Raw genomic sequence first — 16442 nt, forward strand, 5'->3', positions numbered from 1 at the left:
CATGACCCGTCCTCATGACCCGTCGTCACGAGCCGTCGGCAGGGGCGGACCACGAGCTCGACCCCTGGCGGATCAACGGGGGCGGTCCTGCGCCTATGGTTGCTCCCAGCACTCCCAGGACCACCCTGCCCCTCTAAGGACAGCGATGCCCGCCAACGAAACCGCCCCTTCCGTCAAGAAGAAGGGACGACGCGCCCGTCTGATCGTGCTCGTCCTGGTGCTGGCGCTCTTCGCTGGCCTCGGGTACGGCGCGTACTGGAGCGTCGACAGCGTGCGGGCCTCGTTCCCGCAGACCACCGGCTCCCTCAAGGTCTCCGGGCTGACCGGGAGCGTCGACGTCAAGCGCGATGCCAACGGAATCCCCCAGCTCTACGCCGACTCCGACGACGACCTCTTCCGCGCGCAGGGCTTCGTGCACGCGCAGGACCGGTTCTGGGAGATGGACGTACGCCGCCACATGACCTCCGGGCGGCTCTCGGAGATGTTCGGCTCCGGCCTGGTGGAGACGGACGCGTTCCTGCGCACGCTCGGCTGGCGCCAGGTCGCGCAGCAGGAGTACGACACCAAGCTGTCGCCCGAGACGAAGAAGTACCTGCAGGCCTACGCCGACGGGGTCAACGCGTACCTGAAGGGGAAGTCCGGCAAGGACCTCTCCGTCGAGCACGCCGCCCTCAAGCTGAGCGACGGCTACCAGCCCGAGCAGTGGACGCCGGTCGACTCGGTGGCCTGGCTCAAGGCGATGGCCTGGGACCTCCGCGGCAACATGCAGGACGAGATCGACCGCGCGCTGATGACGGGCAAGCTCTCGCAGGCGCAGATCGACGAGCTCTACCCGCCGTACCCCTTCGAGCGGAACCGTCCGATCGTCGAGGGCGGCACGGTCAAGGGCGGCAAGTACACCCCCGCGGCCGGTCCCGGCTCCGGCAGCCCCGTGGGCTCCACCACCGGCGGGCAGGGCGGCACCCCCGGCTCCCGGGTCTCCACCCAGACCGTCGGCGAGACCGGCCTGGCCGGCAACGCCACCGCCCAGGGCGCCACCGTGGGCCTGCGCACGCAACTGGGCGCGCTGGCCGACACCCTCGACGAGATCCCCGCGATCCTCGGCCCCGCCGGCAGCGGCATCGGCTCGAACTCCTGGGTCGTCTCGGGCCAGTACACGACCACCGGCAAGCCGCTGCTCGCGAACGACCCGCACCTCTCCCCGCAGCTGCCCTCGGTCTGGTACCAGATGGGCCTGCACTGCCGGGCGGCCTCGGCCTCGTGCAAGTACGACGTGGCCGGCTACACCTTCTCCGGCATGCCGGGCGTGATCATCGGCCACAACGCCGACATCGCCTGGGGCATGACGAACCTCGGTGCCGACGTCACCGACCTCTACCTGGAGCAGGTCAAGCCCGAGGGTTACGTCTACGACAACAAGGTGCTTCCCTTCGCCACCCGCGAAGAGGTCATCAAGATCGCCGGCGGCGGCGAGAAGAAGATCACCGTCCGGTCCACCAACAACGGTCCACTGATCTCCGACCGCAGCGACGAGATCACCACGGTCGGCGCCCGCGCCCCCGTGAGCAGCGCCGCCCCGGACCGCGGCAACGGCTACGGCGTCTCCCTGCGGTGGACCGCGCTGGACCCCGGCAAGTCGATGGACGCCGTCTTCTCGATCAACCGGGCCAAGAACTTCCAGGAGTTCCGCACGGCGGCCCGCGACTTCGAGGTCCCCTCGCAGAACCTCGTCTACGCCGACAACAAGAACAACATCGGCTACCAGGCCCCCGGCCGCATCCCGATCCGGGGCGGCGGCGCGGACGGCAGGATGCCGGCCCCCGGCTGGGACTCCAAGTACGCCTGGAAGGGCGGCCGGGACGGCGGCGCCGGCTACGTCCCGCAGGACGAGATGCCGTGGGCGTACAACCCCGACCGCGGCTTCATCGTGACCGCGAACCAGGCGGTCACCGAGAGCGGCACCGGCGCGGGCAAGTACCCGTACCTGCTGACCACCGACTGGGGCTACGGAGCCCGCAGCCAGCGGATCAACGACCTCATCGAGGCGAAGATCAAGGACAGCGGGAAGATCTCCACCGACGACATGCGCACCATGCAGATGGACAACAGCAGCGAGATCGCCGCGCTGCTGACCCCGATGCTGGCCAAGATCGACGTCTCGGACCCGGACGTCCGCTCCGCGCAGAAGCTGCTGGAGGGCTGGAACTACACCCAGGAGCCCGACTCGGCCGCCGCCGCTTACTTCAACGCGGTCTGGCGCAACATCCTCAAGCTGGCCTTCGGCGACAAGATGCCCAAGGAGCTGCGGGTCGAGGGCAGCTGCATGAACGTCCCCGAGCAGACCACCGGACCGGCCGACGACCTCGCCAAGATGGTCCGCGAGTGCGGTGAGCGCGGCTTCGACTCGGCGCAGCCGGACGGCGGCGACCGCTGGTTCGAGGTGGTCCGCCGCCTGGTCAAGGACGAGAACTCGCAGTGGTGGCAGTCTCCCGCCGTCGGCCGCACCGTGGCCGCCACCACCAACCGCGACCAGCTCTTCGCGCGGGCCATGAAGGACGCCCGCTGGGAGCTGACCGCCAAGCTCGGCAAGGACCAGTCGACCTGGAGCTGGGGACGGCTGCACCAGTTGATGCTCAAGAACCAGACGATCGGCACCGAGGGCCCCGGCTACCTCCAGTGGCTCCTCAACCGCGGCCCCTGGAACCTGGGCGGCGGCGAGGCCACCGTCAACGCGACCGGCTGGAACGCCTCCAGCGGGTACGCGGTCACCTGGGTGCCGTCGATGCGGATGGTCGTGAACCTCGCCGACTTCGACAAGTCCCGCTGGATCAACCTGACGGGCGCCTCGGGGCACGCGTACCACGACCACTACACGGACCAGACGACGATGTGGGCCAAGGGCGAACTGCTCGACTGGCCCTTCGGGAAGGACGCCGTGGCCAAGGCCGCGGTCGACACCCTGACCCTCCAGCCCGAGGGCTCGTGACCGGCCGGTTCAGGCGCTGAAGCGGAGCACCCCCGACGGGGTGGCCACCGCTCGTACGGGGTGGTCGTGCGGTTCCTCCGGGACCCGCGCGACCACCTCGTCGTCGTAGAGCAGCACGACCAGCGCGGGATGCGCCCCGGCGCGCTCCAGCCGCTCCAGCACCCGGTCGTACGAGCCTCCGCCCCGGCCGAGCCGCATCCCCCGCCGGTCCACGGCCAGTCCGGGCAGCAGGACGGCGTCGGCGCCGGTCACCGCGTCCGGGCCGAGGCGGGGACCGGAGGGCTCCAGGAGCCGCATCTTCCCCGGGTGCGCGGCCTCGGCCAGGCTGTCCGGGCCCTCGTACGCCGCCCAGTCGAGGTCGTTGTCGGGCAGCAGGACGGGCAGCAGCACCCGGGCGCCGGCCGCCCGCAGGGCGTCGAGCAGCTCGCGGGTGCCGGGTTCGGAGCCGATGGAGACGTAGGCGGCCACGGTATCGGCGGCCGCGAGTTCGGGCAGCTCCAGGGCGGAGCGGGAGAGGGCGCGGGCCGCCGTACGGAGGGTGTCGGCGGACAAGGCGCGGCGGGCGGCGAGGAGTTCGCGGCGCAGCTCCGTCTTGGCCCTCGAAGGCTGGTTCTCTGTCACGGCTGGCTCGTATCCGTTTCTATCGGGGTATACCTGATCATGTTCATCTGAACCTCACGTGGCCCTCACGGCGAGCGACTATCGTTCCGCTCATGACTCAGTTGCACCCCGTGATCAAAAAGGCCGTCATCCCGGCCGCGGGCCTCGGCACTCGGTTCCTTCCGGCGACCAAGGCGACACCCAAGGAAATGCTCCCTGTGGTGGACAAGCCGGCCATTCAGTACGTCGTCGAAGAAGCCGTGTCGGCCGGGCTCGACGACATCCTCATGATCACGGGCCGTAACAAGCGTGCTCTCGAAGACCACTTCGACCGCAACTACGAGCTGGAGTCGGCCCTCATCGCCAAGGGTGACGACGACCGGCTCAAGAAGGTCCAGGAATCCAGCGACCTGGCCACCATGCACTACGTCCGCCAGGGCGACCCCCGGGGCCTGGGCCACGCGGTGCTGTGCGCCGAGCCGCACGTCGGCGACGAGCCCTTCGCCGTCCTCCTCGGCGACGACCTCATCGATCCCCGCGATCCGCTGCTGCGCCGGATGACGGAGATCCAGCAGAGCGCCGGCGGCACCGTCGTCGCGCTGATGGAGGTGGATCCCTCCCAGGTGCACCTCTACGGCTGCGCCGCGGTCGAGTCGACCGGCGAGGCCGACGTGGTCCGCATCACCGGTCTCGTGGAGAAGCCGGACGCCGCGGACGCGCCGAGCAATTACGCGGTCATCGGACGGTACGTCCTCGATCCCGCGATCTTCGGCATACTGCGGGAGACCGAGCCGGGCCGCGGCGGTGAGATCCAGCTGACCGACGCCCTGCAGAAGCTGGCCGCCGACGAGACCGTCGGCGGCCCGGTGCACGGCGTGGTCTTCCGGGGCCGCCGCTACGACACCGGAGACCGCGGGGACTACCTGCGGGCCATCGTCCGGCTCGCGTGCGAGCGTGAGGACCTGGGCCCGGAGTTCCGCACCTGGCTTCACCAGTACGTCACGGAGGAGATGTAGGACCTTGAGCAAGCCCGAAGCACCGCAGGACCCCGCCGCCCAGCGCCTCTGGTCGGTGGACGAGCACCTGGCGGACGTCCTCGGCACGGTCCGGCCGCTGGAGCCCATCGAGCTCCAGCTGCTGGACGCCCAGGGCTGCGTCCTCGTCGAGGACGTCACCGTGCCCGTGGCCCTGCCGCCCTTCGACAACAGCTCGATGGACGGCTACGCCGTCCGGACCGCCGATGTCCAGGGCGCCAGCGAGGAGTTCCCCGCGGTGCTGACGGTCATCGGGGACGTGGCGGCCGGCGACGGCGAGCTGCCGACCGTCGGCCCCGGCCAGGCCGCCCGCATCATGACCGGCGCCCCGCTGCCCCCCGGCGCGGAAGCCGTCGTACCGGTCGAATGGACCGACGGCGGCACGGGCGGCGGCGCCGCCTCCGGAATGAACCCCGCCAGCGAGTCGCCCGAGGGCGCCGCGGGCGAGGTACGGGTCCACCGTGCGGCCGAGGCGCGGGCGCACGTCCGCTCGCGCGGCAGCGACGTACAGGCCGGGGACCTCGCGCTCGCCGCGGGAACGGTCCTCGGACCGCCGCAGATCGCCCTGCTGGCCGCCATCGGCCGGGGCACCGTTCGGGTGCGGCCGCGCCCGCGCGTGGTCGTCCTGTCCACCGGCAGCGAACTGGTCCAGCCCGGCGAGGCCCTGACGGCCGGCACGATCTACGACTCCAACAGCTTCGCCCTGGCCGCGGCCGCGCGGGACGCCGGGGCCATCGCCTACCGGGTCGGAGCCGTCGCCGACGACGCCGACACCCTGCGCTCCACCATCGAGGACCAGCTCATCCGGGCCGACCTGCTGGTCACCACGGGCGGGGTCAGCGTCGGCGCCTACGACGTGGTCAAGGAGGCCCTCACCGCCGTCTCCACCGGCGATGACGGGGTGGACGGCGCGGGCATCGACTTCCGCAAGCTCGCCATGCAGCCCGGCAAGCCCCAGGGCTTCGGCACCATCGGCCCCGACCACACCCCGCTGCTGGCCCTGCCCGGCAACCCGGTCTCCTCCTACGTCTCCTTCGAGCTGTTCGTGCGCCCCGCGATCCGCGCCCTCATGGGCCTGCCCGCCTCCGAGGTCAGCCGGCCGAGCGTGCGCGCGGTGCTCAAGGCGGACAAGGCCCTCGGCTCTCCGGCGGGCCGCCGGCAGTTCCTGCGCGGCACGTACGACGCGGAGAACGGCACGGTCAGCCCGGTCGGCGGATCGGGCTCGCACCTGATCGCCGCACTGGCGCACGCCGACTCGCTGATGGTCGTACCGGAGGACGTGACCTCGGTGGAGCCCGGCGCCGAGCTGGAAGTGGTCCTGCTCGGCTGAGGTCCCGCGGATGCGGGTAGCGTGTTGCACCACACAGGCCCTTGCGGGGCCCGGACGGGAGCGGCACGCAGATATGAGTACGCAGAGCAGCGCCGGCGGCGCCGCCGGCACCAGGCTGACGCACATCGACGAGGCCGGCGCGGCCCGGATGGTCGACGTCTCGGCGAAGGACGTCACCACCCGGACGGCGCGGGCCAGCGGCCGCGTGCTCGTCTCTCCCCGGGTCGTCGAACTGCTGCGGGGCGAGGGCGTGCCCAAGGGCGACGCCCTCGCCACCGCGCGGATCGCCGGGATCATGGGGGCGAAGAAGACCCCCGACCTGATCCCGCTGTGCCACCCGCTGGCCGTCTCCGGAGTGAAGGTGGACCTGAAGGTCACCGACGACGCCGTCGAGATCCTGGCCACCGTCAAGACCACGGACCGCACGGGCGTCGAGATGGAGGCGCTGACCGCCGTCGCGGTCGCCGGGCTCACCGTCATCGACATGGTCAAGGCCGTCGACAAGGGCGCGGTCATCACCGACGTGCGGGTCGAGGAGAAGACGGGCGGCAAGTCCGGCGACTGGGCGCGCTCGTGAACGCCCCGCGCGGCGGCGAGGTCCACAGCCACGCACACACCCGTGCCGAAGCGGCGGACCCGGTGACCCCGCAGCCCCCCTCGCCGCGCGCGCTGGTGGTCACGGCCTCGAACCGGGCCTCGCAGGGCGTGTACGCGGACAAGGGCGGCCCGGTGCTCGCCGAGGGCCTGCGCGCGCTCGGCTTCGCGGTGGACGGCCCGCGCGTGGTCCCCGACGGGGACCCCGTGGAGGCGGCCCTGCGCGAGGGCGTGGCCGCCGGGTACGACGTCATCCTGACCACCGGCGGCACCGGCATCTCGCCGACCGACCGGACCCCCGACGCCACCGCCCGGGTCCTGGACTACGAGATCCCGGGCATCCCGCAGGCGATCCGGGCCGAGTCCCTGGCGAAGGTGCCCACCGCGGCCCTGTCCCGGGGCCTGGCGGGCGTGGCCGGGCACACCCTGATCGTGAACCTGCCGGGTTCCACGGGCGGGGTCCGCGACGGCATCGCGGTCCTGTCCCGCGTCCTGCTGCACGCCGTCGACCAGATCCGCGGCGGAGACCACCCCCGGCCCGAGACCGGACCGCCGGGGAGCGCGAGCTGAACGGCCCCTCCTGGCCGGTGGTGCTGGCGGACGGCGACGTCACGCTCCGGCCGATAAAGCTGCGGGACCAGGCCGCCTGGCGCGAGGTCAACCGCCGCAACCGCGACTGGCTCCGGCCGTGGGAGGCGACGATCCCGCCGCCCGCGCCCTGGGGGCCGGTGATCCAGCGGCCGACGTACCGCCAGATGGTGCGCCACCTGCGGGCGGAGGCGAACGCGGGGCGCATGCTGCCGTTCGTCATCGAGTACCAAGGCCGCCTGGTGGGCCAGTTGACGGTCGCCGGGATCACCTGGGGATCGATGTGCGCGGGCCACGTCGGCTACTGGGTGGACCGGGACGTGGCGGGCCGCGGCGTGATGCCGACGGCGGTCGCACTGGCGGTCGACCACTGCTTCGGCAAGGTCGGGCTGCACCGGATCGAGGTGTGCATCCGGCCGGAGAACGGTCCGAGCCGGCGGGTGGTGGAGAAGCTCGGCTTCCGCGAGGAGGGACTGCGCCCGCGCTACCTGCACATCGACGGGGCGTGGCGCGATCACCTCGTGTACGCGCTGACGACGGAGGAGGCGCCGGAGGGGCTGCTGCGCCGCTGGCACCGCGAGCGCCATCCCCACGGTCCCGCGGAGTCCACCGAACAATAGAAATCCGATATCTGTTCGAATTCCTTCGCTCAATGACCGATTCGCCCATAACCTGATCCGAAGAATCACAAAAAAAGTCCGTGATATCAGCGAGATCGGGCGACACGCCGTCCCAATTGGCGGATCCGCCCGGCCGCGCCCCTCTACGGTGTGGGGTGTGAGCAGCAGCGGCCTCATCTACGCAGTCATTGTCGGGGCCTGGGCCGCCTACTTGGTGCCCATGTGGCTCCGGAGGCAGGACGAGCTGAACGAAGCCCGTCCGACGGAACGCTTCTCCACCGCCATCCGGCTGCTTTCCGGCCGGGCGGGAATGGAGCGCCGTTACGCCAAGGGGCTGCGTGAGCGCGGTGACGAGGAGGCGCAGCCCCAGCCCCCCGCGGACCCGGACGCCGCGACGGAAACGGTGAAACCCGTGGACGCCGCCGACGCCCGGGCCGTCGTCGTGCCCCCGCCGACCCGTTCCGAGCCGCGATCGGCCGCTTCCGAGCGGGCCGACCGCGTGGAGCGGGCCGACCGTGTGGAGCGGGCCCGCCGCGAGCAGCGCCTGGTCGTCCTGGCCCGCCGCCGGCGCACCACCGCACTGCTCTTCCTGATCTTCACCCTCGGCGCGGTCGCCGCCGCCGTCGGCGGACTCCAGTACCTGTGGGCCCCGGCCGTCCCCGCCCTGCTGCTGAGCACCTACATCGTGCACCTGCGGGTCCAGGAGCGACGCCGCTACGAGTTCACGATGGACCGGCGGCGCGCCGAGGCGGCCGCCCGCCACCTGCGCGAGAACCGCCCCCGGCGCCGGCACGCCGAGCACCCCGAAGGCACGGCCGCGGCAGGTTCCGACCCGGACCCCGCGCCACCCGTCTCCCCGCAGGAGGCCGGCCGGCGCGCCCTGGTCGAGCAGACCGACCACGCGGAGTGGGTGGACCAGCAGCGCGAGCGCGAGCGCGGACCCGCCCGCGGTGACAGCTGGGAGCCCGTCCCGGTGCCGCTGCCGACGTACGTGACGGCCCCGGTCGCCCCGCGCGCCACCGGACCGGCGACCCCGGACCCCTGGAGCGCGACCCGCTCCAGCACGGCCGAGCCGACGGAACCCCGCCTGCGCGCCCAGCCGTCCACCCCGTCGCCGCGCCCCCGGCCGCGCGACGCGGCCCGTACGCCCCTCTTCGACCAGTACGAGGGCGACGAGCGCCCGCGCGCCGCGAACGAGTGATCGATGACCTGCGCGGACGCTCCCCGATACCGGTTTTGGAGCACCCGCGAGGGGATGCTAATGTTTCACACGTCGCAAGGGCCTGTGGCGCAGTCTGGTAGCGCACCTCGTTCGCATCGAGGGGGTCTGGGGTTCAAATCCCCACAGGTCCACAAACGACAGTTCACGGGTTGCTCCCGAGAACGTCACGAGATCCCGTCCGGTCGGAAGACCGGGCGGGATCTTTTGCGTTCGGATCAGTCGCTTCCGGAGCCGCCGCCGCTGCCGCCGATGCCGAAGTCGCCGCCGCTGCCGCAGCTTCCGCTGCCGTCGCGGTCCAGGGCGGGAGGGCGGCGTCTCAGACGGTCCAGGACCGTCGGGGTGCGGGTGCCGGTGATCAGGTTGCGCAGGAGGCGGTCCTCGATGGCGGACGGTCCCTGGAAGACGTGGGCGGGGTGCGTGCCCGCGGACTCGGCCTCCGCGAGCAGCCGGCGGCCGGCGCGGGTGGGGCGGTGGCCGATGCGGGAGAGGAGGCCGAGGGTGCGCAGCCGGCGGCCGATCTCCTCGGTCTGCGGAGCCTCGCGCACGAAGGCGATCGCGTCCGCGACGCCGCGCCCGCGCGAGCAGAACGCCGTGAGCACCGCTTCGACCGGGTGACGGGCGGGCGGGGTGGGCGAGGTCGCGCGGACGCGGGGTCCGGTGATGGTCAGCGCGCCGAGGTCGCGCAGGGCGATCAGGGCGGTTTCGGCGACGCGTTGGGGCCCGCCTGCCAGGTGGGCCAGTTCGTGGACGGTCGGATCGGTGTGCACGGTCCCCCCTTGGGTCGTGATGACGTCCTCGGCCCAGTGTGGGTGCGGTGGCCGGGGGACGGACCGTGGCGGTGGGGAGTTCAGAGGCCGATCTGAGGTTCGCGGCCGGGCACCCGGCTCGGGCCGCGGCTCCCGGGTCAGGCTCCCGGTTCAGGCTCCCGGGTCCAGCGGCTTCGTCATGCAGCGGCTGGAGTCGTGGAAGCGGTAGTGGCCGAACTTGGCGTCCGTCAGGGTGTAGCCCTCGGAGAGGTAGAGGGCGATGGCCTCCGGCTGCTGGTCGCCGGTCTCCAGGGCCATGCGCAGTCGGCCGGCCGCGCGGGCGTCCGCTTCCAGGGCGGCGAGGATGCGGCGGGCCAGGCCCAGGCCGCGGGCCTCGGGGACCACGTACATGCGCTTCAGCTCGGCGTCGCCGTCGGCGTAGCCCTCGTCGTTCGCCTCGTGGCCGCGCCAGCCGCCGCTGGCTATCGGCGTGTCCGAAGCGTCGTAGGCGAGGAGGTAGAGGCCCCTCGGCGGGTCGAACATCGCCGGGTCGAGGAAGGTTTCGTCACCCTCGCCGTCGTAGCGCTCCTGGTATTCGATCTGTACTTGGTCGTTGAGCTTGACCGCGTCCGGGTGGTCGTACGACACGACGCGGAGCTGGATCTCCTGAGACATCCGAACAGCCTACGGGCCACGGCTCACTGCCCGAGTGGTGCGGCCCGGCCGGGCCAGGGCTCCGGAGCAGCCCGGATGAACGCGACAGCAGGCGCAAGAGGCTACCGCGCTCCGTCAAACCTCTCTATCCGCTCACCAACCTCGCCAAGTGTGATCTCTGTCGTGGTACCGCCCCGGTGGAGTCGAGGGACCGCAAGGGCCGGGACGGGCAGAAGCAACTCGTACGGGGTTACTCCTACTGCTGTGGCCGACGCTCGGTGACGAGTACGCATGGTTGCCCCGGCTTCTGGGTTCGGCGGTCCGTGGTCGAGGGTGAGCTGCACGACTGGATCGTCCTCGAAGCGGAAAGGGTGACGGGCGAGGCAAGGCTTGGCCGCGCCGAATGTGAGCCTCTGATCGTCGGGCTGGCGCAGGAGTGGGGCGTGCTCCTGAACTCCGAAAAGAACGCGCTGCTCAAGCAGCTCGTTCGTCGAGTTACCTTCAGGCGGCGAGAGGGGGCACCCGTGATTATCGCCGTGCATCCGCTGTGGGAGCGGGACCCATGGGGCGATGGCGATGAGACGAAAGGTCCCCCGGATGGTGCCGCCGAGTAGGCTGTTCCCGTTTTGTGCGATGTGGGGAGCATGTCTTGATCACTGTGACGTCCGTAAACGTCAACGGGATCCGCGCCGCCGCCAAGAAGGGGTTCTCCCCGTGGCTGGCCGGATCGGACGCCGACGTCGTCTGCCTGCAGGAAGTGCGGGCCGAGGAGGGGCAGATTCCGGACGAGGTGCGGGCGCCCGAGGGGTGGCACGCGGTGTTCGCGCCGGCCGCCGCCAAGGGGCGGGCCGGGGTCGCGGTGTACACGCGGCGGGAGCCGGAGCGGGTGCGGGTCGGCTTCGGGAGCGAGGAGTTCGACACGAGCGGGCGGTACCTGGAGATCGACCTGCCGGGTGTGACCGTCGCCAGCCTCTACCTGCCCTCCGGGGAGGCGGGGACCGAGAAGCAGGACGAGAAGTACCGGTTCATGGGGGAGTTCCTCGGCTATCTGAAGGAGCTCAAGGCGCGGGCGGCCGCGGACGGCCGGGAGGTCGTCGTCTGCGGTGACTGGAACATCTGCCACCGGGAAGCCGACCTGAAGAACTGGAAGACCAACCGGAAGAGCGCGGGCTTCCTGCCCGAGGAGCGCGAGTGGCTCGGGCAGGTGTACGACGCCGCCGGGTACGTCGACGTGGTGCGCAGCCTGCACCCGGACACCGAGGGGCCGTACTCCTGGTGGTCCTACCGCGGGCGGGCCTTCGACAACGACGCCGGCTGGCGGATCGACCTGCAGGTGGCGACGCCGGGGCTGGCGGCCAGGGCCGTCAAGGCGTTCGTGGAGCGGGCCGAGACGCACCCCGAGCGGTGGTCCGACCACGCGCCCGTGACCGTGGTCTACGAGCTCGGCGTCTGAGGGGACGAGGGTCGGGAGGGCCCCGGCGCCGGCGGGCGCAGGCGGTCCATGGCCATCGTGAGCTCCGCCTCGACCACGCTCTTGGCCAGCGGGCGCAGGCGCGGGACCGCTTCCTCCGAGATGTGGGTGGAGATGAGCTCCGCGAACAGGGCCGCCATCGCGTCCGCGTGCTCGCGGACCCGGCGGCCCGCCTCCAGGACCGCCGAGAGCGGGACGCCCTCGCGGACCAGGGCCGAGGAGACGTCCAGGAGCCGGCGGCTGACGTGGACGATCTCCTCGCCGTCGGTGGCGAGGTAGCCGAGGTCGAGCGAGGCCGCCAGGTTCTCGGGCGTGACCTCGCCCTCGAAGTAGTCGGCGAGGGCCTCGGGCGTCAGGCGGACCGGGGTCTCCTCCGACCAGCCGATGCCGAGCAGCTCACCCAGCTGCCCGACGTCGCGGCCGTTCTCGAAGGCGACGGTCAGCTCGGCTATGCCGCCGAGGGTGTGGCCGCGCTCCAGCAGGGCGGCGACGGTGCGCAGCCGGGCCAGGTGGTGGTCGTCGTACCAGGCGATGCGGCCCTCGCGGCGGGGCGGCGGCAGGAGCTTGCGCTCACGGTAGAAGCGCAGGGTGCGTACGGGGATGCCGGCGGCCTCGGCCAGCTCTTCCGTGCGGTATTCGCGCACTGTGGTCCTTGCTTCTGTGGTTGTGGTGGGTGGCGCCGCGTCCTGCGTCGCATTGTGCGGCACGTGCGCAGCCTAGGGCGTACTCCCGGTAACTTTCCCGGCGCGACCCCTACCCATGAGTACGCGGCTGCTCTACTCTCCCGATTGTGCCAGTGATTGCTGGCAGCATCTGAATGGGCGTTGGCATCGGCATCCGAAGGTGGCTGGCATGGGCGGTGGCATGGACGGGCGCGAGCACGTACGCGTGGCGGTGATCGGGTCCGGGTTCGGCGGACTGGGCGCCGCGGTGCGGCTGCGGCGCGAGGGGATCACGGACTTCGTCGTGCTGGAGCGCGCGGACTCCGTCGGCGGCACCTGGCGGGACAACAACTACCCCGGGTGCGCCTGCGACGTGCCCTCCCACCTGTATTCGTTCTCCTTCGCTCCCAATCCCGACTGGCCCCGCACCTTCTCCGGGCAGCCCGCGATCAGGGAGTACCTGGAGCACGTGGCCGACACCTTCGGGCTGCGCCGCCACATCCGGCTGAACCACGAGGTCCGGATGATGAGGTGGGACGCGGACGGGATGCGGTGGGAGATCGAGACCTCGGGCGGGGACCTCACCGCCGACGTGGTCGTCTCCGCCACCGGGCCGCTGTCGGACCCGAAGATGCCGGAGGTGCCCGGACTGGCCGGCTTCCCCGGCAAGGTCTTCCACTCCGCCCGCTGGGACCACGACTACGACCTGCGCGGCAAGCGCGTCGCCATGATCGGTACGGGCGCCTCCGCCATCCAGATCGTGCCCGCCATCGCGCCCGAGGTGGAGCGGCTCACCCTCTTCCAGCGCACCCCGCCGTGGGTGATGCCGCGCACCGACCGGGCGATCACCTCCGTGGAGCGCTGGCTGCACCGCCAGCTCCCCTTCACCCGGGCGGCCCGCCGCGGGCTGCTGTGGGGGATACGGGAACTCCAGGTCAGCGCCTTCACCAAGCGGCCGGGCCGGCTCGGGCTGGTCGAGTCCCTGGCCAAGGCGAACATGGCGCGCTCGATCAAGGACCCGGAGCTGAGGGCCAAGCTGACGCCCTCGTACCGCATCGGCTGCAAGCGGATCCTGCTGTCGAGCGAGTACTACCCGGCGCTCGCCCGGCCGAACGTGGACCTCGTGGCCTCCGGGCTGAAGGAGATCCGGGGGTCGGTGCTGGTCGCGGCCGACGGGACCGAGACCGAGGTCGACGCGATCGTCTTCGGCACCGGCTTCCACGTCACCGACATGCCGATCGCCGACCGGGTGGTGGGCGTGGACGGCAAGACCCTCGCGGAGGTCTGGAAGGACGGGATGCAGTCGCTGCGCGGGGCCACCGCGGCGGGCTTCCCGAACTGGATGACGATCATCGGGCCGAACACCGGGCTCGGGAACAGCTCGATGATCCTGATGATCGAATCGCAGCTGAACTACATGGCGGACTACATGCGTCAGCTCGCCCTCCTCGGTGGAAGCGGTCTGGGCGGGAAGGTCGCCCTCGCCGCCCGGCCGTCCGCGGTCAACGCGTGGAACCGGCAGGTGCAGGCGCGGATGGAGCGGACGGTGTGGAACACCGGCGGCTGCACGAGCTGGTACCTGGACGCGCAGGGGCGCAACACCACCGTCTGGCCGGGCACGACCGGGGAGTTCCGCCGGGAGACGCTGGGCGTGGACCTGAGCGAGTACGAGGTCGTACGGGTCCGCGAGCGCGAGCGCGAACGGGTCCCGGCGGCCGGTGCGGCCGAAGCGGTGCGGGAGGAGGCGGCGTGAGCCGCCTGACGCACGTGACCGCGGGGCCGTACGCCCCGCCGGCCGCCCGCCGGGAGCTGGTCGCCACCTCCGCCGACGGTTCGCGCCTGCACGTGGAGGTGCACGGCGAGGACGGGGCCCCGGCCGTCGTGCTGGCGCACGGCTGGACCTGTTCCACCGCCTTCTGGGCCGCGCAGATACGGGCCCTGTCCACCGGGCACCGGGTCATCGCCTATGACCAGCGGGGTCACGGCCGGAGCCCCGCCGGCTCCGGCTACGGCACCACCGCCCTCGCCGACGACCTGGTCGCGGTCCTGGGGGCCACCCTCGCCCCCGGCGAGCGGGCCGTCATAGCGGGCCACTCCATGGGCGGGATGACGGTCATGGCCGCAGCCGCCCGGCCGGAGTTCGCCGAACACGCCGCGGCCGTCCTGCTGTGCAGCACCGGCAGCGGCCGGCTGGTCGCGGAGGCACAGGTCCTGCCGTGGCGCGCCGGCCGCGCGAGGACCCGTATCACCGGAGCGGTCCTGGGATCCCGGGCCCCGCTCGGGCCCGTCACCCCGGTCGCCCGCAAGGTGCTGAAGTACGCCACGATGGGCCCCGGCTCCGCGCCCGACAAGGTCGAGGCCTGTGCGCGGATCGTCCACGCCTGCCCCACACGGGTGCGGCACGCCTGGTCCGGGGTGCTGGCCTCCCTCGACCTCGACGCGCAGCTGGCCGCGCTCACCGTGCCCACCGCCGTCCTCGGCGGCAAGAGCGACCGGCTGACTCCGATCGTGCACGCCCGGGGGCTGGCGGCCGCGCTGCCCCACTGCGTGGGGCTCACCGAGCTGACCGGGGTGGGGCACATGAGCCCGATCGAGGCTCCGGAAGCCGTCACCGCCGCCGTGCGCGAACTCGCCGAGGTGTACCTCGCCGCGGGCGCCGTCCCCCTCGCCCCCGCCGCCGCGACCGGCACGGCCGCCCCGGCCGACCCCGTCGCCCCCACCGACCCTCCCGCCCCGACCTCCCCGAACCAGAAGCCCGTCAAGGAGAAGACGCCGTGAGTGCTCGCAGGAGTCTGGAAGGCCAGGTAGCCGTCGTCACGGGGGCCGCGCGCGGGGTCGGTGAACTGCTCGCCCGCAAACTGTCCGCACGCGGCGCGATGGTGGCCCTCGTGGGACTGGAGCCGGAGGCCCTCAAGGAGGTCTCCGAGCGGCTGCACACCGACAGCGACCACTGGTACGCCGATGTCACCGACCACGAGGCCATGGCCCGGGTCGCGCAGGAGGTCAAGCAGCGCTTCGGCAAGGTGGACATAGTCGTCGCCAACGCCGGCGTCGCCTCCGGCGGGCCCTTCGCCGACTCCGACCCCGACGCCTGGCGCCGGGTCATCGAGGTCAACCTCATCGGCGGCGCCGTCACCGCCCGCGCCTTCCTGCCGGTGCTGATGGAGAGCCGCGGCTACTTCCTGCAGATCGCCTCCCTGGCGGCGATCACCCCGGCGCCGATGATGACCGCCTACTGCGCCTCCAAGTCCGGGGTCGAGGCCTTCGCGCACTGCCTGAGCGCCGAGGTCGGCTACAAGGGGGTCAAGGTGGGCGTCGGCTACCTGTCCTGGACCGACACCGACATGGTGCGCGGCGCCGACCAGGACGAGGTCATGCGCGAACTGCGCCAGCGGCTGCCGTGGCCGTCGAACCGGACCTACCCGCTGGGGCCGGCCGTCGACCGGATCGTGGCGGGCATCGAGCGGCGCTCCGCGCACGTGTACGCGCAGTGGTGGCTGCGCGGCATGCAGGGGTTCCGCGGGTACCTGCCCGGCATCATCTCGGCAGTCGGGCAGCGCGAGATGAAGCGGTTCGAACCGCGACTGGGCAGTGTTTCCAAGGGGCTTGTGGGGGCCGGCGGGGCCGCGGACGAGCAGGAGCGCAGCCAGAGCCGCTGACCGGAATGCGAGGGATGTCCACCTGGGTGAGACTGGTCGGGTTCCCCTTACCGAACACCGCTACAGGAGTGAGGACACATGGGCATCAAGGACCAGTTCCAGGACAAGGCCAAGGAGCTCGCGGAGCGGGCGAAGGCCTCCGGCAAGCAGGACGAGGCGTCCGAGCGCGCCTCGCAGGCCGTCGACCAGGCCAAGGGCAGGGCCCGCGAACCCTTCGACGGGACCGTCGAGAACTTCGACAAGTAGCGGCACGCGGCGGTATCGCGGTAGCTGAAG

The 16442-nt window shown here is 72.0% G+C and carries 17 protein-coding genes and 1 tRNA gene; 14 read left to right on the forward strand and 4 right to left on the reverse strand.

The annotated features are described in order from the left end of the window. Positions 1-145 precede the first annotated feature (145 nt). A complete protein-coding gene (locus AC6CKD_RS23020; protein ID WP_498329507.1) occupies positions 146-2986 on the forward strand; it encodes a penicillin acylase family protein in 2841 nt (946 codons plus the stop codon). 9 nt (positions 2987-2995) lie between these two features. Here the strand turns inward: AC6CKD_RS23020 and AC6CKD_RS23025 are convergent, their stop codons facing one another. After that, positions 2996-3607, reverse strand: coding sequence for a 5-formyltetrahydrofolate cyclo-ligase (locus AC6CKD_RS23025; RefSeq protein ID WP_498329509.1), 612 nt, complete (start codon positions 3605-3607; stop codon positions 2996-2998). Positions 3608-3699: 92 nt separating this feature from the next. Between AC6CKD_RS23025 and galU the strand changes: the two genes are divergently transcribed. The 7 genes from galU (at position 3700) to AC6CKD_RS23060 (ending at position 9105) form a co-directional block, all read left to right on the forward strand. Then, entirely contained in the window at positions 3700-4602 is a 903-nt protein-coding gene (gene galU, locus AC6CKD_RS23030; protein WP_498329511.1) for a UTP--glucose-1-phosphate uridylyltransferase GalU, read from the forward strand. Positions 4603-4606: 4 nt separating this feature from the next. Further along, positions 4607-5950 (forward strand): molybdotransferase-like divisome protein Glp, encoded by a 1344-nt coding sequence (gene glp / locus AC6CKD_RS23035; RefSeq protein ID WP_498329513.1) that lies wholly within the window; start codon positions 4607-4609, stop codon positions 5948-5950. 73 nt (positions 5951-6023) lie between these two features. Continuing rightward, positions 6024-6527 carry a cyclic pyranopterin monophosphate synthase MoaC gene (moaC, locus tag AC6CKD_RS23040; RefSeq protein WP_498329515.1) on the forward strand — a complete coding sequence of 168 codons (504 nt, stop codon included), beginning with the start codon at positions 6024-6026 and terminating at the stop codon, positions 6525-6527. 62 nt (positions 6528-6589) lie between these two features. After that, entirely contained in the window at positions 6590-7114 is a 525-nt protein-coding gene (locus AC6CKD_RS23045) for a MogA/MoaB family molybdenum cofactor biosynthesis protein (RefSeq protein ID WP_498329715.1), read from the forward strand. A 17-nt stretch (positions 7115-7131) separates the two neighbouring features. Further along, positions 7132-7752 (forward strand): GNAT family N-acetyltransferase, encoded by a 621-nt coding sequence (locus tag AC6CKD_RS23050; protein WP_498329517.1) that lies wholly within the window; start codon positions 7132-7134, stop codon positions 7750-7752. A gap of 157 nt (positions 7753-7909) precedes the next feature. Further along, positions 7910-8953 (forward strand): divisome protein SepX/GlpR, encoded by a 1044-nt coding sequence (gene sepX, locus AC6CKD_RS23055; protein ID WP_498329519.1) that lies wholly within the window; start codon positions 7910-7912, stop codon positions 8951-8953. A gap of 78 nt (positions 8954-9031) precedes the next feature. Continuing rightward, positions 9032-9105 (forward strand) — tRNA-Ala (locus AC6CKD_RS23060). 84 nt (positions 9106-9189) lie between these two features. Here the strand turns inward: AC6CKD_RS23060 and AC6CKD_RS23065 are convergent. Together AC6CKD_RS23065 and AC6CKD_RS23070 are read right to left on the reverse strand one after the other, a co-directional pair. Further along, positions 9190-9741, reverse strand: coding sequence for a TIGR04222 domain-containing membrane protein (locus AC6CKD_RS23065; protein ID WP_498329520.1), 552 nt, complete (start codon positions 9739-9741; stop codon positions 9190-9192). Positions 9742-9891: 150 nt separating this feature from the next. Then, complete coding sequence (locus tag AC6CKD_RS23070; protein ID WP_498329521.1) at positions 9892-10395, reverse strand: GNAT family N-acetyltransferase; 504 nt, start codon at positions 10393-10395, stop codon at positions 9892-9894. 302 nt (positions 10396-10697) lie between these two features. On the opposite strand from AC6CKD_RS23070, the gene AC6CKD_RS23075 reads away from it, so the two are divergent. Both AC6CKD_RS23075 and AC6CKD_RS23080 read left to right on the forward strand, forming a co-directional pair. Continuing rightward, positions 10698-10988: a hypothetical protein gene (locus AC6CKD_RS23075; protein ID WP_498329523.1), complete on the forward strand. Its 291-nt coding sequence runs from the start codon at positions 10698-10700 to the stop codon at positions 10986-10988. Between the two features lie 35 nt (positions 10989-11023). Then, complete coding sequence (locus tag AC6CKD_RS23080; RefSeq protein WP_498329525.1) at positions 11024-11827, forward strand: exodeoxyribonuclease III; 804 nt, start codon at positions 11024-11026, stop codon at positions 11825-11827. On the opposite strand, the gene AC6CKD_RS23085 is transcribed toward AC6CKD_RS23080, so the two are convergent. Next, on the reverse strand, positions 11809-12489 hold the full coding sequence (locus AC6CKD_RS23085) for a MerR family transcriptional regulator (RefSeq protein WP_498329526.1): 681 nt from the start codon (positions 12487-12489) through the stop codon (positions 11809-11811). The genes AC6CKD_RS23080 and AC6CKD_RS23085 overlap by 19 nt on opposite strands. Positions 12490-12709: 220 nt before the next feature. On the opposite strand from AC6CKD_RS23085, the gene AC6CKD_RS23090 reads away from it, so the two are divergent. The 4 genes from AC6CKD_RS23090 (at position 12710) to AC6CKD_RS23105 (ending at position 16412) form a co-directional block, all read left to right on the forward strand. Further along, entirely contained in the window at positions 12710-14260 is a 1551-nt protein-coding gene (locus tag AC6CKD_RS23090; protein ID WP_498329717.1) for a flavin-containing monooxygenase, read from the forward strand. Then, positions 14257-15285, forward strand: coding sequence for an alpha/beta fold hydrolase (locus AC6CKD_RS23095; protein WP_498329527.1), 1029 nt, complete (start codon positions 14257-14259; stop codon positions 15283-15285). Before AC6CKD_RS23090 ends, AC6CKD_RS23095 begins: the two co-directional genes overlap by 4 nt. Continuing rightward, positions 15282-16166: an SDR family oxidoreductase gene (locus AC6CKD_RS23100; protein WP_498329528.1), complete on the forward strand. Its 885-nt coding sequence runs from the start codon at positions 15282-15284 to the stop codon at positions 16164-16166. Before AC6CKD_RS23095 ends, AC6CKD_RS23100 begins: the two co-directional genes overlap by 4 nt. 78 nt (positions 16167-16244) lie before the next feature. Beyond that, a complete protein-coding gene (locus tag AC6CKD_RS23105; RefSeq protein WP_498329529.1) occupies positions 16245-16412 on the forward strand; it encodes a hypothetical protein in 168 nt (55 codons plus the stop codon). The last annotated feature ends 30 nt before the right edge of the window (positions 16413-16442 follow it).

The organism is Streptomyces sp. GQ60, assembly GCF_059758875.1.